Annotated in this window: 28 protein-coding genes and 2 pseudogenes; 15 read left to right on the forward strand and 15 right to left on the reverse strand. The window is 54.5% G+C overall.

The genetic code is table 11. The features are described from left to right. The first annotated feature begins 60 nt into the window (after positions 1–60). The gene (locus L6439_RS21595) at positions 61–651 is read left to right on the forward strand and encodes a DUF3238 domain-containing protein (protein ID WP_213469251.1); all 591 of its coding nucleotides are present in this window, start codon (positions 61–63) and stop codon (positions 649–651) included. Positions 652–917: 266 nt separating this feature from the next. On the opposite strand, the gene L6439_RS21600 is transcribed toward L6439_RS21595, so the two are convergent. Continuing rightward, complete coding sequence (locus L6439_RS21600; RefSeq protein ID WP_213469252.1) at positions 918–1,280, reverse strand: hypothetical protein; 363 nt, start codon at positions 1,278–1,280, stop codon at positions 918–920. A 424-nt stretch (positions 1,281–1,704) separates the two neighbouring features. On the opposite strand from L6439_RS21600, the pseudogene L6439_RS21605 reads away from it, so the two are divergent. Both L6439_RS21605 and L6439_RS21610 read left to right on the forward strand, forming a co-directional pair. Then, a pseudogene (locus tag L6439_RS21605) lies at positions 1,705–2,397 on the forward strand (2-oxo acid dehydrogenase subunit E2); the annotation flags it as partial. A 40-nt stretch (positions 2,398–2,437) separates the two neighbouring features. Next, positions 2,438–2,893 (forward strand): GNAT family N-acetyltransferase, encoded by a 456-nt coding sequence (locus L6439_RS21610; RefSeq protein ID WP_168178590.1) that lies wholly within the window; start codon positions 2,438–2,440, stop codon positions 2,891–2,893. A gap of 536 nt (positions 2,894–3,429) precedes the next feature. On the opposite strand, the gene L6439_RS21615 is transcribed toward L6439_RS21610, so the two are convergent. Both L6439_RS21615 and L6439_RS21620 read right to left on the reverse strand, forming a co-directional pair. Next, a complete protein-coding gene (locus L6439_RS21615) occupies positions 3,430–3,612 on the reverse strand; it encodes a hypothetical protein (protein WP_213469253.1) in 183 nt (60 codons plus the stop codon). A gap of 53 nt (positions 3,613–3,665) precedes the next feature. After that, complete coding sequence (locus L6439_RS21620; protein WP_168178592.1) at positions 3,666–4,970, reverse strand: CAP domain-containing protein; 1,305 nt, start codon at positions 4,968–4,970, stop codon at positions 3,666–3,668. A 629-nt stretch (positions 4,971–5,599) separates the two neighbouring features. On the opposite strand from L6439_RS21620, the gene rsgA reads away from it, so the two are divergent. From rsgA to erm, 3 genes are all read left to right on the forward strand, one after another. Then, positions 5,600–5,884, forward strand: coding sequence for a GTPase RsgA (gene rsgA / locus L6439_RS21625; protein ID WP_237096582.1), 285 nt, complete (start codon positions 5,600–5,602; stop codon positions 5,882–5,884). Between the two features lie 16 nt (positions 5,885–5,900). Then, complete coding sequence (locus L6439_RS21630; RefSeq protein ID WP_213469255.1) at positions 5,901–6,887, forward strand: phosphotransferase enzyme family protein; 987 nt, start codon at positions 5,901–5,903, stop codon at positions 6,885–6,887. 286 nt (positions 6,888–7,173) lie between these two features. After that, the gene (gene erm / locus L6439_RS21635; protein WP_237096583.1) at positions 7,174–8,040 is read left to right on the forward strand and encodes a 23S ribosomal RNA methyltransferase Erm; all 867 of its coding nucleotides are present in this window, start codon (positions 7,174–7,176) and stop codon (positions 8,038–8,040) included. Between the two features lie 683 nt (positions 8,041–8,723). Here erm and L6439_RS21640 read toward each other — a convergent pair. The 9 genes and pseudogenes from L6439_RS21640 to L6439_RS21680 form a co-directional block, all read right to left on the reverse strand. Then, positions 8,724–8,876 (reverse strand): hypothetical protein, encoded by a 153-nt coding sequence (locus L6439_RS21640; RefSeq protein WP_213469257.1) that lies wholly within the window; start codon positions 8,874–8,876, stop codon positions 8,724–8,726. A gap of 610 nt (positions 8,877–9,486) precedes the next feature. Then, on the reverse strand, positions 9,487–10,632 hold the full coding sequence (locus tag L6439_RS21645) for a response regulator (RefSeq protein ID WP_168178596.1): 1,146 nt from the start codon (positions 10,630–10,632) through the stop codon (positions 9,487–9,489). Between the two features lie 195 nt (positions 10,633–10,827). Further along, a pseudogene (locus L6439_RS21650) lies at positions 10,828–11,133 on the reverse strand (WecB/TagA/CpsF family glycosyltransferase); the annotation flags it as partial. A 152-nt stretch (positions 11,134–11,285) separates the two neighbouring features. Then, positions 11,286–11,765: a GNAT family N-acetyltransferase gene (locus L6439_RS21655; RefSeq protein ID WP_172879022.1), complete on the reverse strand. Its 480-nt coding sequence runs from the start codon at positions 11,763–11,765 to the stop codon at positions 11,286–11,288. 195 nt (positions 11,766–11,960) lie between these two features. Further along, positions 11,961–12,692 (reverse strand): aminoglycoside 3'-phosphotransferase, encoded by a 732-nt coding sequence (locus tag L6439_RS21660; RefSeq protein ID WP_213469258.1) that lies wholly within the window; start codon positions 12,690–12,692, stop codon positions 11,961–11,963. Positions 12,693–12,731: 39 nt separating this feature from the next. Then, the gene (locus L6439_RS21665) at positions 12,732–13,082 is read right to left on the reverse strand and encodes a class I SAM-dependent methyltransferase (RefSeq protein WP_237096584.1); all 351 of its coding nucleotides are present in this window, start codon (positions 13,080–13,082) and stop codon (positions 12,732–12,734) included. Continuing rightward, entirely contained in the window at positions 12,995–13,315 is a 321-nt protein-coding gene (locus L6439_RS21670) for a hypothetical protein (protein ID WP_237096585.1), read from the reverse strand. Before L6439_RS21670 ends, L6439_RS21665 begins: the two co-directional genes overlap by 88 nt. A gap of 40 nt (positions 13,316–13,355) precedes the next feature. After that, the gene (locus L6439_RS21675) at positions 13,356–14,300 is read right to left on the reverse strand and encodes a DMT family transporter (protein ID WP_213469259.1); all 945 of its coding nucleotides are present in this window, start codon (positions 14,298–14,300) and stop codon (positions 13,356–13,358) included. An 88-nt stretch (positions 14,301–14,388) separates the two neighbouring features. Beyond that, positions 14,389–14,709 carry an ArsR/SmtB family transcription factor gene (locus tag L6439_RS21680; RefSeq protein ID WP_168178599.1) on the reverse strand — a complete coding sequence of 107 codons (321 nt, stop codon included), beginning with the start codon at positions 14,707–14,709 and terminating at the stop codon, positions 14,389–14,391. Between the two features lie 338 nt (positions 14,710–15,047). Here L6439_RS21680 and L6439_RS21685 point away from each other — a divergent pair, with 338 nt between their 5' ends. From L6439_RS21685 to L6439_RS21705, 5 genes are all read left to right on the forward strand, one after another. Then, positions 15,048–15,944 carry a putative RNA methyltransferase gene (locus tag L6439_RS21685; RefSeq protein WP_213469260.1) on the forward strand — a complete coding sequence of 299 codons (897 nt, stop codon included), beginning with the start codon at positions 15,048–15,050 and terminating at the stop codon, positions 15,942–15,944. A gap of 201 nt (positions 15,945–16,145) precedes the next feature. Then, the gene (locus L6439_RS21690; RefSeq protein ID WP_168178581.1) at positions 16,146–16,292 is read left to right on the forward strand and encodes a response regulator transcription factor; all 147 of its coding nucleotides are present in this window, start codon (positions 16,146–16,148) and stop codon (positions 16,290–16,292) included. Further along, complete coding sequence (locus tag L6439_RS21695; RefSeq protein WP_237096586.1) at positions 16,256–16,735, forward strand: response regulator transcription factor; 480 nt, start codon at positions 16,256–16,258, stop codon at positions 16,733–16,735. The genes L6439_RS21690 and L6439_RS21695 overlap by 37 nt, the downstream gene beginning before the upstream one ends. 25 nt (positions 16,736–16,760) lie before the next feature. Continuing rightward, complete coding sequence (locus L6439_RS21700) at positions 16,761–17,087, forward strand: histidine kinase dimerization/phospho-acceptor domain-containing protein (RefSeq protein ID WP_213469261.1); 327 nt, start codon at positions 16,761–16,763, stop codon at positions 17,085–17,087. Positions 17,088–17,148: 61 nt separating this feature from the next. After that, positions 17,149–17,736 carry an ATP-binding protein gene (locus L6439_RS21705; RefSeq protein WP_237096947.1) on the forward strand — a complete coding sequence of 196 codons (588 nt, stop codon included), beginning with the start codon at positions 17,149–17,151 and terminating at the stop codon, positions 17,734–17,736. On the opposite strand, the gene L6439_RS21710 is transcribed toward L6439_RS21705, so the two are convergent. Then, positions 17,627–18,265, reverse strand: a complete 639-nt coding sequence (locus L6439_RS21710) for a DUF5701 family protein (protein WP_168178601.1) — start codon at positions 18,263–18,265, stop codon at positions 17,627–17,629. The two genes, L6439_RS21705 and L6439_RS21710, sit on opposite strands and share 110 nt — an antisense overlap. Positions 18,266–18,444: 179 nt before the next feature. Here L6439_RS21710 and L6439_RS21715 point away from each other — a divergent pair, with 179 nt between their 5' ends. Next, positions 18,445–19,149, forward strand: coding sequence for a MerR family DNA-binding transcriptional regulator (locus tag L6439_RS21715; protein ID WP_213469263.1), 705 nt, complete (start codon positions 18,445–18,447; stop codon positions 19,147–19,149). Between the two features lie 124 nt (positions 19,150–19,273). After that, on the forward strand, positions 19,274–19,897 hold the full coding sequence (locus L6439_RS21720; RefSeq protein WP_213469264.1) for a GNAT family N-acetyltransferase: 624 nt from the start codon (positions 19,274–19,276) through the stop codon (positions 19,895–19,897). 53 nt (positions 19,898–19,950) lie between these two features. Here L6439_RS21720 and L6439_RS21725 read toward each other — a convergent pair whose 3' ends face one another. Both L6439_RS21725 and L6439_RS21730 read right to left on the reverse strand, forming a co-directional pair. Beyond that, positions 19,951–21,867 carry a serine hydrolase domain-containing protein gene (locus L6439_RS21725; RefSeq protein ID WP_237096948.1) on the reverse strand — a complete coding sequence of 639 codons (1,917 nt, stop codon included), beginning with the start codon at positions 21,865–21,867 and terminating at the stop codon, positions 19,951–19,953. A 136-nt stretch (positions 21,868–22,003) separates the two neighbouring features. Further along, the gene (locus L6439_RS21730; RefSeq protein WP_168178604.1) at positions 22,004–22,585 is read right to left on the reverse strand and encodes a TetR/AcrR family transcriptional regulator; all 582 of its coding nucleotides are present in this window, start codon (positions 22,583–22,585) and stop codon (positions 22,004–22,006) included. Positions 22,586–22,828: 243 nt separating this feature from the next. On the opposite strand from L6439_RS21730, the gene L6439_RS21735 reads away from it, so the two are divergent. Beyond that, complete coding sequence (locus tag L6439_RS21735) at positions 22,829–23,281, forward strand: prepilin-type N-terminal cleavage/methylation domain-containing protein (RefSeq protein ID WP_213469265.1); 453 nt, start codon at positions 22,829–22,831, stop codon at positions 23,279–23,281. Further along, positions 23,281–23,946 carry a prepilin-type N-terminal cleavage/methylation domain-containing protein gene (locus tag L6439_RS21740; RefSeq protein ID WP_213469266.1) on the forward strand — a complete coding sequence of 222 codons (666 nt, stop codon included), beginning with the start codon at positions 23,281–23,283 and terminating at the stop codon, positions 23,944–23,946. The genes L6439_RS21735 and L6439_RS21740 overlap by 1 nt, the downstream gene beginning before the upstream one ends. Positions 23,947–23,974 lie beyond the last annotated feature (28 nt).

Raw genomic sequence — 23,974 nt, forward strand, 5'->3', positions numbered from 1 at the left:
ATGAGTCCGTACAGCATGGGTGGCGTTTTATCAATGAATCAATAAGAGGAGGTTGTTGAATTGGCACACCTTGTCGAGATACGCTTCGCAGGATTCATCCCTGAAGCGTGGATAGAGCATAAGCGAACCGCGAATGCGATCATTCAATTCAATGGCAATAACAGAAGCTTTACTTATTTCACGGAAGAGCAACCCGAGCTCTCGAAAATGGCACAGCATATTGTCGTGGATTTCGATAACAGAGAAATCAAACATTTTGGCTCAACTGGTCCGACCATCCAAAGAACGATTGATATTAACAGCGGTGAAGTTTTACAAGAAGTATTCGGCCATGCCTCTGATTCCGGACTCACTATCTCAAATGAGAGTATATCGATCACATCAGCGTCGTTTTCCATACAAGGCAGTGCGGCCAATCCTTTGAACCCTGACGCTTCTCCACTGGATTGGGAGTATGACGTAACGGTTGACCATACAGGAAAAGTAACCGTTAAGGGACGCCATGACGGCTTTCCGGCGCATGAAATTTATAAACGTGCAGACAAGGGAAATCCGGTTACCATCTATACTCACGATCCGCGCGTGACAGGCGATACTCCCCTGTCGCTGTTCCCTCCAATGGAACGTATTGTAGACCGGTTCGCTCCCTGAAGCTCTAAGCTTTAAGCATGAAACCAACTCGCTTCCTTAGTCGGTTCACAGTGGAAAGCACCTCATGACAGATAAAGAGCCATAAAGAAAAAGGAGCTTTTTGTCTGAAATGGGATTATTATGGCCCATGCATGGTCATATGGATTTTCCCTGCTCGCCCCCACGTATTCCCAGAACTGCTCCATCTTGTTCTTTCCATAGGTTTCCTTCCGCCAGCTGTCGAACATCGCGAGGGGCGGTGTTCCATACGGATTCGGCTTGTGGATTTATTTCATATAGTAGTCGAACAGCAACTGTTCGTCCATATTTAGGCCGGTAATCAAGGTGCCATCGGGCGAGAAGATGGGCAAGTGGTTGAGCTTCGCCTGTTCATAGGCTTCGAGCCGCTCCCGGGCATCCGCGTCCATCACCTGGAGATCCAGCGGATTCTCCGGGCTTTCCAGACGCACGTTGTCTGAACGCATATGAACTTCCTGATTTTTTCCTCTCATCATGATGCTGCTGCCTTCACATAGAAGCACGATGGTGTCGTCAGCGGATAGACTAACATTGACCCCCTCGCTGGGGACGGTTTCTTCCGCTCCTACCATGCCGGGATTGATCGGCACATTTTTGGCCGACAGATCCATGCTCCCCGCACTGCCGTTGTGCCCCTGTGACTAACAGGCCCCTCACTCCTCACTGATTCATTTTGATATCGGTGCCCTTTACTTTGATCTCTTCCGGAGTCAGCTCAAGCAGGCTGTCCCCGCATTCCAGCGCAATCTTTTCTTTCGCCTTCATAAAAATCATTTCTTCTGCCGTAAAGGTAATATCTGCTTTCGATTCAAGCAGCATTCGGCAGTTGAAGCATTCCAATTATTGGGTTATCATATTTAGTATCTGATACTAATAGCATACACTAAATTTGTTTTTTAGTTTGCAGGGTATACAATGGAGGGATAATTTTTGGAGGACTTGACTGCTCCACAACGCCGCGCTGATAACCATGAGACCGCTCATCAACCGCCAACTCCATGGGCAGAAGACAGCACCCAGGTCACCGGAGGCGGCGATTATGTTATCGATGTCACCCCTATTCGGCATACTATCGCTGCGCGTACGAAGCTGAGCAAAGCGGAAATCCCTCATGCCGGGATGATGATCGAAGCGGATGTTACCAACCTTGTATTGCTGCGGGACAAGCGCAAAGACGAATTCTTGCGCCAGGAAGGGGTTAATCTTACGTATTTGCCCTTCTTTATCCAAGCGGTGGTTAGCGCGATCAAAGATTATCCCATGATGAACGCTGCCTGGGCGGCAGACAAAATTATTGTCAAACGCGACATCAACCTGTCCCTGCTCATTGGGACCGAGGATTCCGTACTCGCGCCTGTCATCCATCATGCCGATCAGAAAAGCATAGCCGGTCTCGCCCTGGCGATCGACTCCCTAACCAAAAAAACCCGTTCCGGCAAACTGGTCCTGAAAGATATGCAAGGGGGGACATTCACGGTCAACAATACCGGCTCGTTCGGTTCCGTGTCCTCCAGCCCAACCATTATTTATCCGCAAGCCGCGATCTTAACATTGGAGTCCATCGTGAAGAAGCCCGTCGTCATCGGCGAGATGATTGCGGTACGCTCGATGGTGAACCTATGTTTATCGATTGACCAACGCATTCTCGACGGCGTCATATGCGGACGTTTTTTGCAAAGGGTAAAAGAAAATCTGGAGAGCTACGAATTGAATACGAAGCTGTATTAAACACAACGATGAGCCTACTGCTGCAGTAAGGAGGGATTTTATGCTGATTCGCAAGGCAACCCCGGATGAAGCCGGTAATTTAAGCGGTCTGGCCTTTCGTTCCAAGGCTTACTGGGGATACAGCGATGACTTCATGGAAGCCTGCCGCGATGATTTAACGATCTCACCCGAACGAATTGCTTCTTCATTGATATATGTGGTGGAAGAGGATTGCCGCATGAAAGGTTTTGTTGGTCTGGAAATGGAGAATGGCGAATGCTTGCTTACCGATCTGTTTATTGAGCCTGATGCGATTGGAAAAGGATACGGCAGAGCGTTGCTTCAACATATCATAGAAAAAGCTAAAGATTTAGGGATTCATGCCGTCACGCTCCATAGCGACCCGCATGCCGAAAACTTTTATCTCCGCATGGGAGCCAGACGGATTGGGGACATCGAATCGACGGTTTTTCCGGGCCGCAAGCTGCCATTGCTGGAGATTGCAATCAGAAGCTGAGCATAACGTCCGCATACTGCAGGCAACAGTTAACCCCGACCTTCGGAAAAAGCTCTCTGACATCAACCGAAGCACAGCGAGTTGAATTGATAACGATTAGGCCTTCTATACTCGCATTATAGAGAAAAGATAAATACACGCTCCTGAAATAAAGAGGGGCGGCTATCTTAAGCCGCCTCAGACAGTCGACAAAATCCCGTCGGCAGTTATTTTTCTTAGGATGGGCGGGGCCGATGAAGGCAGAACAGGTTGAGGGCCAGCTGGTCCGCGCATGAAGCAAGCGGGTCCCCGCATGAAAATGCTGCACAGGCGCAGCATTTTTAACCTCAAGAGGCCAAATTCTGAGAAAATCCTGCGAAATTACGTTATTTCTCCATTTCGAATGCCATTTATGCCTTTCCGTAGGGTAATTGCTGTACTTTTGCAGCAATCCTATTTCCGCATCCTCGTGTCAATGAAATTGCCGCATTCTTGCAGTAGTGGCGGAGCAGAACCGCAGCAATCCGTCTTTTGCCGGACTTCATCCCGCTTCATTTCTACCCGCATGACCATACGAAGAGGTGCTTCACGCCGAAGCGGCCGCTCCGCTGCGGCTCCCGGTCCATCCGTACCTCCAAATAGTGGAGGAGTTCATGGGGATCGGTTCCGAATCCGGATGATTTGCGGAACATGCTTGCGCAGGAGATGAGGCTGCTGGCCGGGAAAGGGCTGTCTGACAAGAATGGCTTCTCACGGAATGGAATTCAACTGTATCTCTCTCCAAATCTCTCTCCTACTTTGAGGAATGCGTCTGCTTAGATTTCGGGTTGTTCGGAACCGCTGCCGCTTTCGTCGTCGTAAAGGTCCATGTCTTCGTGAACTCCGTTGCCGGAATGCCCTTCTCCTCATTGAAGCTGTTCGTCTCGCTGAAGCTCGCCGTAACGGTATAGGTCGTATTGCCTTGCAAAGGCTTTTTTGGAATCAGAAGAATGACCTCATCCGCTCCCTGTCTATTCACATCCACCAAATAATAATCGACAGATTTCCCGGAAGCATCGGTTATGGCAGCCGAATGATGGATCAGCTTATTTCCATAGGAGGTACTAATCGAGATCGGATAGCCTACCTTGGCGCCTTGCTGGTTGTAGTAAGACAGCGGATTCGGCGATTCATTGGCGAGCCAGAAGGTTGGTATCTCCATCTGACCGTTATAAGGATAGTAGACAATATCCCGATCTTTCAGCATTTCCCCGAACTTCTTCGTTCCGGGATTGATGACGGTATAGTCATCCGCTACTCCGATACCCACTTCATCCAGATTCGGCGACAAGAGCGTGACGCGATGAAATGGCGCATCGATTAGAAACTGCGTTCCTCTGGCAGGCTCATCGAAGGTCGGAGCGATGACCTCGCCCACGCTGATATTCGGATAACCGAACGCTTCCGCGCGCTGGGAAGGCAGAGCTCCGGAGAAGCCCGCCTTCTCCTTCCCCTCGATATGGGTCATCGAGCGATGGGCCGTCGCATAATTCGCATGAGCTTGCGCCGCTTTTTGGAGACTCTCGTCGAATTTGAGCACAGATAAGTTCGCTGCCGAGCGCAGCGAATTGATTAAGTCCAACGACGCTTTCCGATGCGCTTCGAGACGTGCCCGATCTACGCCGGCATAGACATCAAGCGTGGATTGCGGGCTTTTCGGCGGATCCGTTTTCCATTGCACCTTCTCCGATACGGTGACCGGAATTTCGAGCGATAGATTCTGGTAAGAGACGCGCAGCACCGTCCTCCCTACGGAGACGGAGTATACGCTGCCGTCCGGCCCCGCCAAGGCAACGGAAGGATCGTCGATCGAATACGTCGCGAGGGAGGTAATATCCTGATAGACCCCGAAGCCTCCGAGAGCTGTAAAACCGGTATTGAAAGTGGTCCGCAAGCCGATATCAATCTCATCGGTGCCTGCCGCTAAACGTGTAAATCCGGACGCATCCTCCGCAAAGGCCAGATTTCCGGCTCCGCGCACATCGACAGGCGAAGCCAACAGACATGAAGCTGCAGTCACTACGACCGCTGTCCGCGCTATTTTACTAATTCGGTGCAACCCGCTCACCCTTCCCTTAGGTTTGTCTTTCCTATCATACTTTCTATCGGTTTTATTTTCCATTCCTTTTTCATTCGCTCTCTTGCAAAAATGAATCTAGCAATTGCTTCCACCCCGTCTCTGGTGTATGATGGAAATACCTTACTATTGAAGGGAGTGATCGGCATGACACGCCGGACTATATCGACTAGTGTTGCTTATATGGTGATCCTGAACTGAATATGGAAGGCAGACGCAGTCGGTCTGCCGCCACTTAAGGATATCGCTGCCCATTTTTCCTGACAACATCGAGGGTTTGTTTGCTTATGCTTATTTTTACCCTCTCATATGGATAATGCAGACCGCAGGCGTTAGCCTTGCGGTCTTTTTGCGCGCAAAAAAATCCCGGTTTGATTCCGGCGAGGGTTATCGCTCAACACAATGACAGATACCACGTGATGTCGGAGCATGGCGAATGGGCCGCCCAGGTGACGGGTAAATTCCGGCATACGGCCCACAGCCATGCAGATTACCCCGTTGTTGGAGATTTTATATGGCTAGAGCCGAATGGAGACCATGCACGAATTCATCAGGTGATGCGCCGAAAAAATAGTTTCTCGCGAAAAATGCCGATATCAGGCGGACGGAAGATGAAGAACGGCGTGATAGAAGGCGGAGTCACCGAGGAACAGGTCATTGCATCGAACCTCGATACCCTGTTCATCATGTGCGGAGTAGACGGCAATTTCAACATTCCTCGAATTGAACGGTATCTGACGATTGCCAGACATCAGAAGCTGGAAGCCGTTATCCTTCTCAACAAGATTGATCTCATCCAACAGCCTGACCGCTATGCGGCACAGGTCAAGGAAATAGCCGGAGGAGCAAGAGAGTACGCACGGAGGCAAGGCAAGAAAAATAAACGTGAATATTAAAAGGAGCTGCAAACGAATGTTGAAGCTGAAATATTTATTCCATGATGTGAACTTGGCGGAAATGCTCGTCAAAAATTGGGAGTACGATCCGGAATCGCTAGATATGTTTGAGTATTACCGCATCTCATCCAATGCCATTTATCCCTTCGAATATGAAGAACAGACCCGGCTTTTGCGCTTTGCTCCGACGACAGAGAAATGCAGGGCGAACATCGCAGCAGAGCTTGAATTTATTGCATACTTGCGCGGCAAAGGCTACGGAGCATTGGAACCGGTCGCCTCGTTAGGCGGGGAGGAGCTTGTCGAAGCACGCACTCCGTGGGGAGACTTCTATGCCTCTGTCTTTAAGCGTGTACCCGGCGTGCAGATCAGCCAGACCGATTGCAGCGACGAGATTATGTTCTGCTATGGTCAAGCGTTAGGGAAGCTTCATCAATTATCGAGCGAGTACGTTCCCTCAACGGCCAAGCGCTGGTCCTGCCTCGATGTATTGACTTGGATAGAGGAGCTATTCAGCGATTCTGCACAGGAAGAGGCCGCCGCGTTGGCGGAGGCGGAATTGCTGCGGAAGTACTTCGCTTCTCTTCCTGTCACCAAGAGCAATTTTGGACTCGTTCATTATGATTTTGAATACGATAACGTTTTCTATGATGAGACAACGCATTCCTGCCATGTCATCGACTTCGATGACGCGATGTACCATTGGTATGCGATGGACATCGAACAAGCGTTGGCCAGCTTGCAGGGCTGTGTGTCCCCGGACAGCTTCAATTCGACAAAACAATGCTTTTTAGACGGTTACCGCTCGGAATTTGCCATCCCGGATGATTTGGAGACGCTCCTCCCGGCCTGCCGGCGGTTCGCCGCTCTGTACGGATATGCCCGCGTATGGCGAGCCATGGCGGAACAATGGGCGAACGAGCCGGATTGGCTCGTTGAGTTGAGAGAGAACTTGATAGAACACTTGGATGAAGATTCGTCCTGCTTCGGGAAAGAGCTCTAGGAAGCCGAGCGTGATACGAGGAAAATGTAGAAGAGGGGCGCCCCCCTCTTCTTTCCTTACTGCACGGTTCGATCGTTTGCATTCGTCAATCTGCACCTGCTATACTATGACCATATTTCAAGTTGGGAGGCCCTGCTTCCATGCACATGCACGGCATCGCATTTATTCGGCTACGCAAGTAAAAGGTACAGAACGGTAAGCTCGTCCATTTTTTGAAGAAATGGTCCGGGTTTATTTGTGCTGTGCCTTTTTCATTGCCTAATCCGAATGAATGAGGTGCTTTTTTGTGTCCAAAAACAACTATTCCCCGCGTGAAAAGTCCGGGATCTCCAACTTTTCCGCCCAACATCTATTAATCAGCAAGCGCGTGATCAACGAATTAATCGACCTGGCCCGGATTCGGCCAACCGATACGATATTGGATATTGGCGCAGGAGCGGGAGCCATTACCTTCCCGGCTGCGGAGAAAGCGGGACAGGTGCTGGCCATTGAAAGCGATCCTGTCCTCGCCGGCAAAATCGAGAAGAAGATGGGGAAAGGAACCAATATCCGCGTCAGACAGGCGGATATTTTGCGGACGTCCTTGCCTAAGGCTCCGTTCTCCGTCGTAGCGAATATTCCTTATTCGATCACGACGCCGATCTTAGGCAAGCTGCTTGACCAGCCGGCCGTGCCGCTGCAGCGGGCCGTGCTCATTATCGAAAAAGGAGCGGCCAAACGCTTTACCGCCGCTCCGATTACCGATCCGCGCATTCTCGTCTGGAGAATGTGGCATGATATCCGGCTGGTGCGAACGGTGTCGCCGCACCATTTTGCGCCGCCTCCGCGCGTTGATTCGGCGGTGGTGACGATCTGCAAGAAACCCGCCCCTGCGGTTCCCCTGAAGCATCATGCGAGGTTTCTCGCGTTGGCGTCGCATGCGCTGCGGTATCCGCTTCTGCCGTTCGGTGCAGCGCTATCGGAGATATTCACGTCCCCTCAGCTTGCGAGGCTGGCGCGAACGCTGAGAACCGACCGGACGATGCCGATCAGCCATCTGCAGGAGCGGCAATGGGGAGAGCTGTTCCACGCCATGCTTCGGCATGTGGAGCCTTGTCGCTGGCCGAGGATGCCGAAGAAAAATGCGCGAGGCTTACGGAATCGCAGAAAATAATTCACCGCCCGTCCGGGCGGTTTCAGACTGTCGACAAAGTCCGGTCGACAGTCTTTTTTTCTTGGGAAGGGCGAGGCCGGGGAAGGCGGGACAGGTTAGGTTAGAGCGCAAGCTGGTCCCTGCGTGAAGCTAGATGCTCTACGCATGAAGCAAGATGGGTCCGCATGAAGCGAGATAGTCTCCGGATGAAGCTAGATAGTCTGAGAATGAAGCAAGCTAATCCGCGTATGAAATTGCTGCACAGGCGCAGCATTTTTAACCTCAAGAGGCTAAATTCCGAGAAAATCCTGCAAAATTACATTATTTCACCATGTTGAACACTATTTATGCCTTGCCGTGTGCGAATTGCTGTATTTTTGCAGCAATCTTATTTTCGCCACCTCGTATCAATGAAATTGCTGCATTTTTGCAGTATTGGTGGAGCAAATGACTAGAGTGGCGGGAGATAATATACAGCTTTAGTGACCAGATTACTAGAGTGGCGGGAGATAATGCAGCTTTAGTGGAGCAGATTACTAGAGTGTCAGGAGATAATACAGCTACTGGAGTGGGATGACTAGAGCGGCGGGATTAACGCAGCTCTCTCTTTGGTGCAGCAGATGAAAATGCCATCGGCTACCGATTTGGCGTTCAATCCATCCAGAGCGCTGAGGAAAATCAATCCGTATTTGCAGCGCAGCCAATCACTTGGTGCAGCGGATGATGATATTTCTCGCGGCGGGAGAAGTGGACCACTCCGTCCCCGGCAAGCCGATCCGGCATAGGTGGAAGCCGTTGATCACGATCAGAAAAGCCAAGGAGGCCTGCATGCCGATGTTCAGGATCAGCTGCGGCATGTGGCGAGGGTGTGCCCCATTTCGATATACGTTAATTCTAACAGGATGTGGTTCACCATCAAATCTATAATAAATTTTTATTTTTTCCAAATCCCACCTTTTTGTTATCTGCCCAACATTTATACTTCGGACAGAAGCATATACGCTTGAATTGGATAATATGGTATTACAGTGAATAATCAATCAGACACGCAATGTTGAGATAACAATATCTTTAGAGGAATTCTCAATTTTATCACCTCCATAGATAATCTTAATCGGATTTAATAATAGAAACATGAATAGATTCTTTTACATGTTATGAAATTTTACTCTGCCTGAAACCAGCATAAAAAAAGAGCAAGTTTACACAATAAGATAGTAAAATGGTTCGACTGGCCAAATTAAACTTTGGTTCTTGCTGTGTAATCTCAAAAGATGATGCACTGGTTGTGGAGGAGCGGTGTCCCATCTGGCATTTTTCATTTTCATATTTGAAATATGGATAAACAACACAAAGAACTCCCGCAGCTACTATATTTCGCGGGAGTTTGTCTTCATCTGGAACCGCCCGTCCGGCGGTTTTTCTTTTGACGGAGTGCATGCATCCGATTTCTTGCCATGCACAGGGTTAGATTGCATAGTTCTTTTGCCTCCATTGTTCGTACCAGGCGTAAATGCTGCGCGGGACGGCGGATTCCAGGTCCCCCTCGATTCGAGCCGTGAGCAGCCAATACTGCTCTTCCACTCCGCCCGTGTCCCCTAATTCATCGTACAGCATCATTAGGGTGAAATACGTCTCTTCCTCATCGGGAAGCTGCTGCTGAATGCGCTGGTTGACCTGAACAGCCGCCTGCAGCCTTCCTTGCTCCACATAAAACCTGCTCAAATTTCTCGCATGCTGCAGCCATAGCTGTCGAAGCCGTTCCCTTTCGTATTCCGCCCATAGGTACTCATAATCTCCAAGATAATTGCCCTCGAATTGCTTCAATACATGCTCGTATCCCTCAATCCGGGCAAGATCGGGCGCATCTAATTGCTTAAGCTGCCGTTCCCATTCCTCCACGTCGATCTGGACATCGCCAACCTCCAGCCGGTACCCGACCTCCAAATCTCCGTTTTGGATCGATATCGAATCCATTCCGCTATTCTTCAGGGTTTGCCGGATTTGGTACACTGTCGCATACAACTGTTGGACGGCCCTTGACATTTCGAAGTCCGGCCACAGCAGTTCAATAAGTGTACTTCGTTCGATCATGCGCCCGCGATGATGCAGCAAATAGGCAAAAAGCTCCTGCGCTTTGCTCGTGCGCCACTTGAACATCTGAGGCTCCTTGCCCGGGAGTTGGAAGCGGAGCTGATTGAAGCAGAAGATGCAGGGACGATTTATCTCCAATCTCTTCTTTTGACTTGTATGCAGCCGGTCTCGCAACCGCTGGACGGTTCGCCGGAGGCGCTCCGATTCAATGGGCTTCATTATATAATCCAGCGCATAGAGCTCAAATGCCTTCACGGCATACCGATCATATCCCGTCACGAACACAATCTCGATGCCGGGCACGGCCGCCTTCAGTTCCTCTCCCAGCTTCAGCCCATTTATCTCCGGCATATGGATATCAAGGAAGACAACATCGGGGCGGTGTCTCGTCATCAACTCCACCACCTGCCGCGGCTCCGAGCACATATCGACAATCTCAATGCCGCCGATATCGCTTTCCAGCATTTCCTTGAGCCCCCTTAGTGCCAAGTGCTCATCATCAACCAATACGGCTCGCATCGGAGTCCCCTTCCTTTACACGATAGTTGAGAAATTAATGAATAAAATCAATCCTTCCCGAAAACCCAGGTTTTTTCCACATGTTTCCCGGTGTTAATAGATTAACAACCGCACCTATACCGAACCTATACATGCCGATATACGCCAAAAACCCCTGTCACCGACAGAGGCTTCTCATTCAGATAAAGGCAGGTATTATAACTTTTCCTTGTAAAACAGCGCCCTCACCGCAAAGCGAGGCAAGATCAGTTGTCTTCGCCATCTCGATGGCTGTTGAATGAGGCGATACAGCCATTCGGCGTGGAGCCGTGGCCATAACCGCGGCGCCCGCTTCACTTTCCCGGCGATCATATCGAGACTGCCGCCAACGCCAATCGCGACCTTGGCTTGCAGCATCTCCCGATGCTGATGTATCCCATGCTCGGCATAAGGCGCTCCCAAAGCGACGATCAAGAAGTCAGGCGTTCAAGAGCGAATCTCTTCCACAATTTTCGCTTCTTCCTAGCGTGTGCAGCGTCTCATCCATCGTCATCTTGGGGAACGATATCCCCATAATCTTGGCCACATTATTCATCAGCCCAACTCCACCTTCGACAAAGATATCCATATCGTACCATGATTCGCCCCCTGGAGCCATCACCGGTCCGTCCGCATCACTGACTGCCTATTTCTTTGAAAAACAAGACTCTGCTTTCTCCCCGCCCGTCATAATCGGAATGAACGGACACGCCGCCCGCTTCGCTGTCGCCCGGCTCGATGCGGAACCCCATTCGCGCATGGAACGCAATCGAGGCGGTATTGACGGGAGAAGTGACGCAGCGGACCGTATCGCACCCGAGTTGACATGCTTTACCTATAAATGTCTCATACAAGCTTCTCGCCACACCGTTTTGGCGCTGTTCAGGATGAACGCCGATAAAATGGATGTACGCTTCCTTCGGATAAGTCTGGGACTGAAACCCGATGAGGAATCCGATCATGGCGCCATCCTGCTCCGCGATGAAGCTGGTGGGCTGGAAATGGATGAAAAACAGCTTCGGCAGCATATCGGACATCTGCCTGCCTCCCCACCAATCATTCAAGACCGCAATCACTTCCGCATAGTCCGACGCGCTAACCTTACGAATGTTCAATGTGCCAGCTCCTTTCGTGTTGGATAGAAGTTTTTCTAACCATTGCTATATTCATAACATTACATCTACAAGATAACATTTTCCAGGTAAAAAAATGACGCGCAAGCTCTCGCCAGCTTACGCGTCATCATTCCGTTAACCCCCCTATGTTCACGCTCTCACCCGAACGGAGAAACCGAGCGGCAGCACCCCCTGTTACGTTGACTGCTCAATGAAATTCGTGAAATCCGACAGACGGTCCGCATCCACATCCTGTCTTCCATACGCGTCCAGAAACCGCTCATGATAGCGGTCCGTCTTCAGATTGTAGCGCAGCGTCCACAACCCCCAATACAGATCGAAATGCCTGTCGCCGACTCCCCCATTCCCTACATCGATAAACGACCGAAGCGAGAAGCGATCCAGAATCACATTCGGCAGGCAATAATCTCCGTGAATCAGGACATTATCGCTGGCGCAATTCGCTAAGCGATGGATAAGTCCGGGATCGATCTCCTTCCCTGCCGCCTCCGCCAGCATCTCTGCCGTCCGCTGCGGGTAAGGGCAGCCGTCCGCCGGAAGCGAATGCAGCATGCGCAGCGAGTCGCCGAAGACCGCTGCCAATCTGTCCGGCTGTTCGAGATGCACCGCCTCGGCCCCATCCTGCCCGGCCACGGCCTCGGTGAGCAGATAATCCCGCTCCCCGTCCGATTCATACGCGATGACATTCGGCGCAATGCCAAGACCATGCATGAACCGCGTCATCCGGCACTCCCGTTCCAGACTCCCTCCGGCGCATATTTTCAGGAACGCTTGCTCGGCCCCCTCGATGAACAAGGTCTTCGCCGTTTCCGAACAGCTGCTGTCATAGATCGTTGCCTGCTCAATATACGGACGCAGGGCGCTCGGCACCGTTCCGATGTCAAAAGCGATTTCCGTTCTCTTCATTCCTCTTCCTCCTGCCGCCAAAGACGATCCCCTGCCCGCTTACCCTCTCCGGGACAGCTTCAGCATCGTATCCGCATTCTTCTGGAAGCGATACGGAACGCGCGCCTCTTCCGCGTCCCACCCTTGGGTGTCCATATAGTCGAGCAGCGCTTCGGCATGCTCATACCTGCGGTTCCACAAGTCCGCCAGCGGGAAAATGCGAATCTCCTCGCGTGTTACGCGCATCAGTTCGTGTATGGTCCGCACGTGAAAATCATAATCCAGCCGATCCGCATACATGAACAGGAAATGGGCCGACAAGGTCATGTCGAAAGCCGCGTCCGGGAACGGCAGCTCGGGCAGCACGGCCGGCACATAGCGCTCCGGTGCTGCTTCATGTCTGCCGCGCAATCGCGCAGCGCCTGCATTCGAGTCCGCTTCAATCCGGCTACCGATTGATATTCGTCCCAGATGTAGTTCGCCTGCGCCTTCTCCATATGCTCCACAGCATGCTCAATATCCTGCAGTCCTTTGCGTTCCAGCTCTTCCGCCGCATAATAGTAAGCGATATCGGCTGCCGTCACATCCACCCCATGCCGGCTGGCAACGGCCGTGAAGGTGCATGCCCCAGACGGACAGTCCAAAATAAAGACTCACTGGCATTGTACCATATGCTGGAGAATTTCACTGCATCTCCGCCTGCCTCGCAGCCGGCTTGCCGCCCGGTCTGCGGGGAGCGGAGGTGGCCAGGTATACCCCGGCCAGGACGACGGCCATCCCCGCGGCTTGCTCCCAGGTAACGGTGCTGCCATAGACGGCCACGGACGTCAGCGTCGCCACGATCGGCGTCAGGTTCAAGTACATGCTGGCTGTATTCCCGCCCAACACCTCCACCCCTTTATTAAAAATAAGATAACCGACCAGCGTCCCGCCGACAATCATATAGATCATCTCCACCCAGCTCTGGGCCGACATCGCCGCGGCCCGTTCCCAGCCTCCTTCGAATACCGTCCCGGCCGCAAGCAGGAGCGAGCCTGACAGCATCATGACCGCATTGGCCGGCAGCGCGGGTACGCCTTGCAGGATCGCTTTGCCCGTCAGCCCATACAGAACCCCGCACGCCAGCGCCGCCACGAACAGCAGATCCCCGTAATTCAAGCGCAGCGAGAGGAGCGCCGCGACGGATCCGTTCACGATGACGGCAATGACGCCGGCAAGCGACAGCGCCACCCCGATTGCGGCACGCGGATTCCACGCCTCTTTGCGCAGGAGGACGGAACCGAGCAGGATGAAGGCCGGCATCGCCGCAATAATGAGCGCCCCATTGGTCGCAGACGTATATTTCAACGCGGTGAAGAACAAGGCGTTATAGCCAAATATGCCGACCGTGCCGATAAAAAGCAGCCCCTTCCAGCGGCTTGCGATCTCGGACCAACGCCATTCCTTCCGCACCGTCACGACGAGCGCAAGGAGAAGCCCGGCGATGCCGAAGCGGATCGCCGCCGCGACAAGCGGGGGAATCTCCGCAATCACATGCTTGGCCGCCGCGAACGCGCCTCCCCAAAAGAAAGGTACGAGCAGCATCAGCCAATACATCGCTTTCGTTTTCGTTCCATCCTCTTTTCCCATCCTGGTTTCACATCTCCCATGTTCAATTCATTCTCGTTATAAGTTTATATGTTTAAAAATTTAAACCTAATAGTCAAAAAAGAACAAATTAACAATCCGACTCGATCGCCAAGCACAGATCTTTAATTTGCTTCAGGAATTCCCGCGAGCTCAATGCATAATATTTTTCATTGCCCTGCTTCTCGAACCCGATCAGTCCGGCCTGTCTCAATATTTTCAGATGATGGGACACGGCGGGCCGCGACAGCTCCATTCTCTCGGTAATCTGGTTCACATTCAAGCGTCCCTGCTCCAGCAGCAGCATAATGATCTGCTGGCGGTTCTCGTCTCCCAGCGCCTGAAAAATCGGCGTCGCCAAGCGGAACTTCTCTAACACGAGCTCTTTGTTGCTGCATCCGGCCGATTCCATACCTAATCTCCTTTTCGTTTTAGGTTTAAATTTTTAAACATAGATTATTATCCTCGAGCAGGCCCGCCGTGTCAAGCCATCCCTTGCGTGCGTTCGCCCGTGAAGAATGCCCGAGCAGAGGCGCCAAGCCTTATGTTATAATAAATTCTTGTCAGGAGCCTGCCTGCCCCTGGCTATGAACATGTTCAGAGAGGGTGCTCCCATTCATGATCCACTACATTCGGTTGCGTTAATGAGAGGTGCGGATGAAGGCTCAGCCATTTTTTTGACGAATGGCCCGGGTTTATTTTTCTGCGCCTTTTTTCATTCACCAATCCGAATGAATGGGGTGTTTTGGCATGTCTATCTATGGCAAAAAACAGATGAGCATCCGTCTCCTAACCGAATATGAAGCGATAATGGCCTGCCCGATCTGCTCCGGCCCGATACAAGTGATGCAGACGGCGAACACGGGCAGCTTGCGCTGCTCTCGCGGCCATTGCTTCGATATCGCCAAGCAGGGGTATGTGAACCTGCTTCCGCATCCTCCGCGCGGCGCTTACGGCAAGTCGATGTTCGAAGCCCGGAGGAGAGTAAGCGCCAGCGGCTTTTTTGAACCGCTGCTGGAGCGGATCGGCGGCCGGATCTCCCGGGAGCTCGTCTCCTGCACGGAACCGCCGCATCTGTTGGATGCAGGCTGCGGAGAAGGATCCGCTTTAGCCCGGATTATGCACCAAGTCGAGGAACGGACAGCGGTCACGCTGCTGGGCGCAGGGGTCGACATTTCCAAGGAAGCGATCCGCATCGCAGCGAGAGAATCATCGCGGGCGATCTGGTGCGTGGCGGATTTGGCCCGCTGCCCGTTCGCCGCTCGGACGTTCGGCTATATCTTGAATCTGTTGTCTCCATCGAATTATTCCGAGTTCCGGCGGCTGCTCGCCGATGACGGGATGATCACGAAGGTCATTCCGGGAAGCGCCTATTTGCGCGAGCTAAGAGAGGTGCTGTACCGGCAGACGGACAGGCAGCATTACGATAATGAGCGCACGGCCGCGCTATTTTTACGGCATTTTCATCTGTTGGGGACCGAGTCGGTGCAGTATCGTCTCCCGGCAGCCCCCGCATTCCTGGAGGATGTGATCCGCATGACGCCCTTGACCTGGGGCGCGCCGGAAGAGCGGATCCGCCAGGCGCTGCGCATGGAGAACGCCGAGATTACCGCCGACTTCACGATCTTGTACGGCAAGAAAAAATAAAGCCTGACTCTACATCCACCCTGCCTGGCGGGGTGGATGTTTTGCTTGTGCCCGGGCGCGCTGGCATCTTCCCGACACCTTCATCCTGTACGCTGTCGGGGAGGGGAACCGATGCCGCCAGATTCATTTTTCCTAAGGCATCGCTCCCCTGTCTGCTCATACAATAGCCTGTACGTATGAAGCTTGAAAGGATGTCATGTAATGAAAAAAATATTGCTGCTTGAAGATGAAGCGCCCATCGCCCGCTTGCTGCAGGCGTATCTGGCGCGTGAACGATATGAAGTGCGCTGGGATATCTGGAGGGACTTTTTTTGTCCTGGAGGCCGGACCTGGTGCTTCTCGATTTGACCCTGCCCGATCAGGACGGGATGGAGATCCTGAAGCAGCTAAGACAGTATGGAAGCTGTCCGGTCATCATTGTGACCGCGCGCGGCGCCGTGCCGGACCGGCTGCGGGGACTGCAGGAAGGGGCCGATGACTATATTCCGAAGCCGTTCGACCCGGAAGAGGTTGTCGCCCGCGTCCAAGCGGTTCTGCGGCGATCCGCCTATATGGCCGATCACGAGACCGTGCGCCTGGGAAGTCTGGTCATCGACTTCACCGCTTGCGCCGCTTATTTGAACGAGCAGGCGGTGCCGCTTATCCCCCGCGATTGGAGCGTGCTCGCTTTCCTCTCCGTCATCCCAATCAATGCTTCAGCCGCGAGCAGCTGCTGGACAACATATGGGGAATTGACGGGCAGTATTCCCCGGCGCTGCCTGCCATCCACGGGATCAAGGAGCAGGAGCTAAGGAGCTTAGCTCCTCCTTCGGCGACATGACCTCGCGCCTGAAGCAATTGGAACAGATCCGCACCGATCTGCTGGCTGGGGTGTCGCATGAGCTGCGGACGCCGCTCACCTCGATTCGCGGCATGGTTCAGCCCGTGCATGGACGAGTCGTCGCGGGGAACGAAGCCGATGAATTCCTGCAGATCTCGCTCGAAGAAGCGAAGCGGATGCAGTCGATGGTCGACGATCTGCTCGAGTTCTCTTCTCTGGAAGCAGGGGCCATCACCGCTCTCCCCGCTCATCCGCAGCATCATTCAGCAGTTGCGATCCTTGCCGTCGTTCGCCTCGATACCATTGCATGCCGTCCTGCCTGACGAAGATATCGAATGTGAGGGAGATCAGGGGCAGCTCAAGCAGATATTGACGAATTTGATCATGAACAGCTCGGCAGCCGGGGCGACTGAGATTGCCGTGGATGCCGCGGTGGCCGGAGTGGACATCATTATCGAGGTCCGGGATAACGGCGGCGGCAGCCGGGAATCTGAGGTCCCGTTCATCTTCGAACGCTATTACCGCGGCAGCAGCCGGCGCAAGAAAAAGCAAGGCCTCGGGCTGGGCTTGCCCCTCAGCCGGCTGCTCGCGCCAATGGCGGGGATCTCGTCCTCCATGCCACCTCGGAGGCCGGCGCCGTGCTCCGGCTGTCCCTGCCCAAGCCGCCCGCGCCATAGCTGCCCGCGGCTGTCCTTGCGCCGGGCGCACGTTACCTGCCCGAACGGTTGCGGCTCAGGACCGACCCGCAAGCGGCGCGGCCTGCACCTCGCGCCAGTCCTGCCGGGCTCTCCGAACTGGCCGGGCTTGCTCAGGCGGGACGCCTCGCGCCAGTGGGATAAAGGCGGGCCGAGACGCCTGGCCTCTAGCCCCCGATTCGGCGGGCGCATGAAGCAGAGCCAAGCCACGTATGCGGATTGCCCGCCCAGCACCAGCCCAGCTTCGGCCGGCCGCCGCTTATCCACAGCGCGGTGACCCTGCGGTCTCCGCAGCGGGAGGCGAGCAGGGAGAACCCGTTATTTTTCTGCAATATGTCCGGGTAATGGGTAAGAAGCGCAATGCCCTCCTCGATCGTAAGCGGAGAGCGGCCCTGCTGCGCTATCGTCTTGAGCGCCTCATTCGGCGTCACATTGAGCGTCTCCATCCCCCTATCGATGTCCGCCGCCACATACGCGATGCCGGCAGGAAGCTCAACGCCCTCGATGGGTTGAAAGCGGCGGAGCTCTTCGGCCTCCATAATGCTGAAGCCCCGCTTGCCCTGCCGCTCGACCTGCTCCATGGCCTTATCCCCGGCCACGCCATCGCTTCTCACGACGATAATGTATGGAACATGCCCTTGCCGAGGTTCGATCCCTTCCGGCATGGGCAGCGACTGAACGCGCTCCCTCAGGGGCGCAAGCCGCTCCTGGAACGCCTCCTCATCCAACCCGACGAATGCGGGATAACCTGCCTGAATCAAGTTCCCTGCCTGACGATCGAATTCATTCATTTCCGGTCTACTCATCCGGTCTCCTCCTCCATGTCTCTCTCGCTATCCATCTACAAATCCATCGTACAACATAGAAGCTAATTATAAGCTTTGCCGAAAAATGATCTGTCAATATTGCTTCAGCTTGCCAGAACGTTATAAGTAAGCTTTAATCTTTAGTGCCGAAGAAAACATGCCGGGGAGGACGTGACAAGATGAAACCGATCGATATCGCGAGACGATTGAACCTCAGCACCAGCGCCCTCCGCAACTACGAGGCCCAGGGCATCATCCCCCCTGCGCTGCGCGAACCGAACGGATACCGGAAGTATACGGAGGAGCACCTCGCCTATCTGGAATGCATAGCCGCCATGGCGGCCGGATACGGAATGGAGGTAACTTCCGGGGCGATGCGGCTGCTTCGAGCCAAGGATACCGCATCCGCCCTGTGGCTGGTGAATGAAGCGCAAGCGCTGCTTCACCGGGACCGCTGCCTGGCCGAAGAGGCGATTCGCCGCTTCGAGCGGGAAGAACGCGGCGCTTCCGAGCAGGACGCGGACAGCGCAGGGATGACGATCGGAGAAGCGGCGGCCGAGACGGATGTCCCCCGCTCCACCCTCCGCTACTGGGAGAAGGAGGGGTTAATCGCCTCGTCCCGGGACGAACAGAACGGATACCGCCGGTTCAACCCGTCCCAGCTTCGCAAAATCTGGCTGCTCCGCACGCTGCGGACCGTCCTCTATTCGGCGGATTCGGTCCGGCTGAAGCAAGCCATTCGGAAGCTGGAGGACAATGACGCCGAACGCGCCCGGGACATCGCCCATGAATCGCTGCAATACTTGAACCGGCTCAATCAGGAACAGCTTCGCGGATCCTACTATTTGTTCCGGCTGTGCCGCCGCTTGAACCTGCTCCCATAACAAGCCGCTGACCCACGCGGAAATCGGCCCCCGGAAGGAGCGAATCTCATTCCAGGGAGCATTCCGTCCCGGACGCCGCTTGCGTTATAGTCGACCTGTCAAGATGAAGGAGGTGCGCAGCATCATGATCCCGCTCGCGTTCGAGAGGCTGGATAAGCTGGGCGAAGACGATGTGGAGCAAGCGGCTCACGTGTTCGTGCACAGTTATATGGATGCCCTGACAAGGGTATCCTCCGATCCGGATGTGCTGATCCGGCTGATTCGGAAGTCATTCATTCGGAAACAGTTTTACGCGGCATTATGGAATCATCAAGTGGTAGGCATTATGGCGTACGCGACGCGCGGAGCCCGCTCCCGGCGGTTCGACAAGAGCGAGCTGCAGCGCATCCTTGGAACATGGAAGGGGTGGCTGTTCTATTTATCCGTTGCCCGGGAATTCCATGCTCTCCGTCGCTTGACAGACGAGGAATGCTTCCTGGAGGCCGTGGCGACCGCGCCGGAACACCGGGGCCAAGGCATTGCCGCCGCACTGCTCCGGCACAGTATCGAACAGCTCCCCTACCGGGTGTTCAAGCTGGAGGTTGCGGATACGAACGTGAAGGCCAGACGGCTCTATGAACGTCAAGGCTTTACGGTCTTTTACACGAAAAAGCAGTGGCTCCTCCCCAAGGCGGACGGCTTTCGCGCAAGGCTATTTATGAAGATGGAGAGAGAGAAAGAGCCGCCTTCGCGTGCCCCGAGGAAATAAGCGGCTTACGAGCAGAGGCGTCCGCTGATTCCGCACAGACGCCCCTCTCCCTTCTATATGATGTTCCAATAAGAGAACAGCTTCAGCATTCCCAGCACCGCAAGCGCAAACAGCGTGTAGTGAATTCGCGCCCCGAGCCGCCCGTACCGCTTCCGCCAGAGCAGAAGCGTGAGGATTGCGATCACGGCGCCGAGACCCGCCAACACGAACGGGATCCGATCGATCCAGACTTGCCATGCCGGCGGCTCCATATAAGACGTTGCCGGCAGCCCGTACACGGGATCGGCCTTTCCCGCGCTTGCCATGCCGGCCACTGCGATTACGGTGAGCAGTCCGTACGCGACGGCCGTCCAGCGCGCCGCGGCCGCAATCGCCGGATGCCGCACGGAACGCCGCCGGATCCGCCGCACGAACGCCCCGATCAGCCAATTCAGCGAGGAACCGGCAACGACGAGCACGGCGGTGAGCAGCGCCATCATGGTGAAGGAGCTTGTGCCGTACCAAGGCGCCCGCGAATACGTCATCGGTCCGTCGGACATCAGCATGATGCTGCCATATGGATCGCGATCAAATACGATGGTTCGGAATTCGCCGAAATAGTCCTGCGTTCGGCCTTCCCGCAAATTGTGATAGATTCCGGGTTCAACCTCCACGAAGCGGTTCGTCTCTCCGCCGTGCGTGACCAGCAGATGACCGTCTTCCTCCATGCCGACCGCGATCGTCCCCATCATCAGACTGACAATACTCTCCGCTGTCGTGAAATTGCGGCGGTTCTGATGGTACTCGCCGACATAGGCGCGCCCTCGCTCAACACTCCCTGCGGGCGGCGGCTCCGGCGCTGCGAGTCGGGAAGGATAGTAGCGATCCATGAAGGCCTGAAACAGCTCATTATGCGCCAAATAGCTTCCCCCGGTGTAGGAAACGAAAATCCCCGTCCCCTGATCCGGCAGCAGATAAAGCCCCGTATCGAACAGCATCGTGTTGCCGTTCTGGAACAGAATGCGCCGGCCGTTAAGCGTGCCTTCCATGAAGCCGAAGGTCATGCCGCCCAGCTTCGGATGCTGGGTGAAGTGCTGACGATGCATCTGCCCGGCCGTAGCTTCTTGCAGGATGCGTCCCTCCTCCGCCCGGCCGCCCTGCAGATGGGCGATCATGAAGCGGGCCATATCCGATGCCGTGCTGCTCATGCCGCCGGCCGGCCCGGGCAGAAGATATTCGAACTCCCCTTCCGCATAGCTGCCGTCCACGGCCCGGTACGCCTTGGCCAAATCCTGCGCCAGCGACTCCGGCAGCGGCTGGAGGAAGGAGCTGCGGCTCATGCCAAGCGGAGTGAAAATATGCTGCTCCACATACTCGGCAAAGGGCTGGCCCGAGACCCGTTCCACGATATAACCGGCCAAGGCCGCCCCGTAGTTGGAATAAGCCGCGACCTCCCCGGGAGGAAAGACCCGCGCGGGAAGATGCGCTCGGATATACTCCTGCAGCGGGAGCATCTCGTCGGCGGACAGTCTGAATATCGAATCAACGGAATCTTCGAAGCCGGGAGTATGCGTCATCAGATGCGTTAACGCGATCGGCTCGGCTCGCTCCGGGGAATGGATAAGCTGCTGCGGAATCTTCACGTCCAGATACCGGTTGATGTCCGCATTCAGATCCAGCTTGCCCTGCTCGACAAGCTGCATGACGGCGGTCCAGGTCAATAATTTCGAAGTCGATCCGATGCGGAACAAGGTGCGCTCGGCATCGGCCGGAATCCGCTTCTCCCGATCGGCATATCCATACCCCTTCGCCAGCCGAATCTCTCCATCCGAGACGATGGCAACCGCCGCATTGGTCATGCCGTATTTCTCCATTTGCGCCTTCATGAGCTCATCGACGAAGGCTTCCAGATCCGGATATGCCGCCGACTTGGCTCCGGCAGACGAAGGGCACGCCATAAGAACGGAGCCCAAGAGCGCACATAACAGCATCAACGCCATTCCTCGCCTTATCGCAGACAAGGCCCTCTCCACCATACGAATTGATATGCAGCGTGTACGACACGCCCTGCATTCTTGCGCCGTTTGTTCCCTCATCTCTTCCCGCTCCTCTTCTACGGTTGGGGGCCTATCCCCTCTCCGCGCCCTTGCGCATCCGGGCCGCCGCCATCACATCATCCGCCGCGCCGGACAGCAGCTCCATCGCTTGCGCTTCATCCCACGGCTCCGGCAGCAGGCCGTTCGCGACCATGACCGATAAGCCAAGCTGGAATATTTTCATTTTCATCAAAATCATCATCAGCTGTTCATCGGAAAATCCTTGCAAATCCGCATCCTGCTTCATCTGTTCGAGCAGGACAGGCCCTATATCCCGCTCATACTCATGCATGTACGGGTTCGGCCTCATGACCAGATCCCGGAACAGCCCGCTGTATTCCCTGGCGAACCGGAGGCTGGCCGCCCCGATATCATAGAACGGATTGCCGGTGCTCATATCCTCCAGCATCTGTTGGCTCACCTGGCCCGTCTTCTTCATCACCTCCTGAATCAATTCCTCCGCATCTTGAAAATTGACATAAATCGGAGCAATCGAGCTCCCGAGCCGATCCGCGACCTTCCGAATCGTGATGCTGGCGAGACCTTCCATCCGCGCAATCTCAAAAGCCGCGTCAATGATTTGCTCCCGCGTAAATTTCTTTTTAGGCGCCATTGTTTTCTCCTTACATATCATTTGATATATATCATATGTTAGTTATTATTATACCTTCTGGTTCTGATTTGTAAATATTTCCTTGGGCATCACTTGGACACAAAAAAAGAGCGCCAGAATTCACCCCATTTTGTTGCCATATCTTCACAGTTGCAAATGTAAAATTACGGAATTGATGGTATAATCAAATCAGCTCTACCTCTTTGACTTCCAGCCTAATTTGTGTGAAGGCGGTGCTTTCGCATGTCCGCATATCGATTATTAAAGCGCTTTACTCCCCGACTGCGCCGACGTGACGGCCTGACGCTGGTTGAGGTGCTGGCGGCTACGGTCCTATTAAGCCTGCTGCTTGTCCTGTTCGTCTCCTTGAGCGGGTTCGTGCAGACGACAGACAGGTCCGTGAGCCGGGCTCACGAAGCGGCCTCGATCGCGGAATCGCTTGTCCATCAATATCGCGCCAAGCCGCTGTCGATTGGCAGCGGAATCACCCTAGATGGCGTGAAGGCCCGCTCCGGCCAGAAGCATCAGTATCAAGCCTATATCCATCCGCTGCAGCCCTACGTGGACGGCGCGGCCCCGGCGGCCCGGACTGCCGGGCACAAGGCTGTCGTGCAATCGATCGTCTACCTTGACGAACCCTCATATGAAAATAAGCCGATGCTGCTCACGGTTACCGTGTCATGGGAGGAATCGTAATGCGCTTCTCATTCTTCATTCGGAATGAACGAGGTCTGACGCTGCTGGAGTTGTTGGCGTCTCTCCTGCTTACGGCCGTTATCCTTGGCGGGGGCCTGGCCTTCTGGTGGAGCCTGCAGACCAGCACCGATATGGTGGCTGCTTCGCAGCGGCAGGAGGCGTCTATCCGTTGGACCGCCAAGCAATTCCACCATCTGATCTCAGAGGCCTCCGCCGCCGTTCTCGTAACCCGGGAGGAGATTCGGCTGCGAATCGGCCAGCAGTACCGGGCCGTCCTTCATGACTCGGCCGCAGAGGAGTGGCGGGTGTACGGCTTCAAGCTTACTCCCGGCAATGCCGACAGTTCCGGCCTGTCGGAGGAGGAAGCCCTGAATAAGTTAGCCAGTACTTCCGTCACGCTCGCTTCGCACCCGGAACGATACGAATATATGTATTCCCTTGCCGACAACATGGCGAACCCTCCGCGCATCCGCATCATTCAGCTTCCGGATGGTTCGAAGGTCGACTCGACCGCACTCCCGGCTATCGCCAAGGCGGGCAGCCTGCTTGAGGCCGAGCTGGATTTTCACACCGTCATTCGCGATTCGATGGGCCGCCCCGCGCTTGCCCCCGGCAATCCGCAAGCGCGCTATACGATGACGGCGAAGCTGATGCGGGACAAGTAAGCTGCGCCGGACCGTTAAGCCGCTGCCA

Origin of the sequence: Paenibacillus dendritiformis (genome assembly GCF_021654795.1) — a bacterium.
Lineage (GTDB): Bacteria > Bacillota > Bacilli > Paenibacillales > Paenibacillaceae > Paenibacillus_B.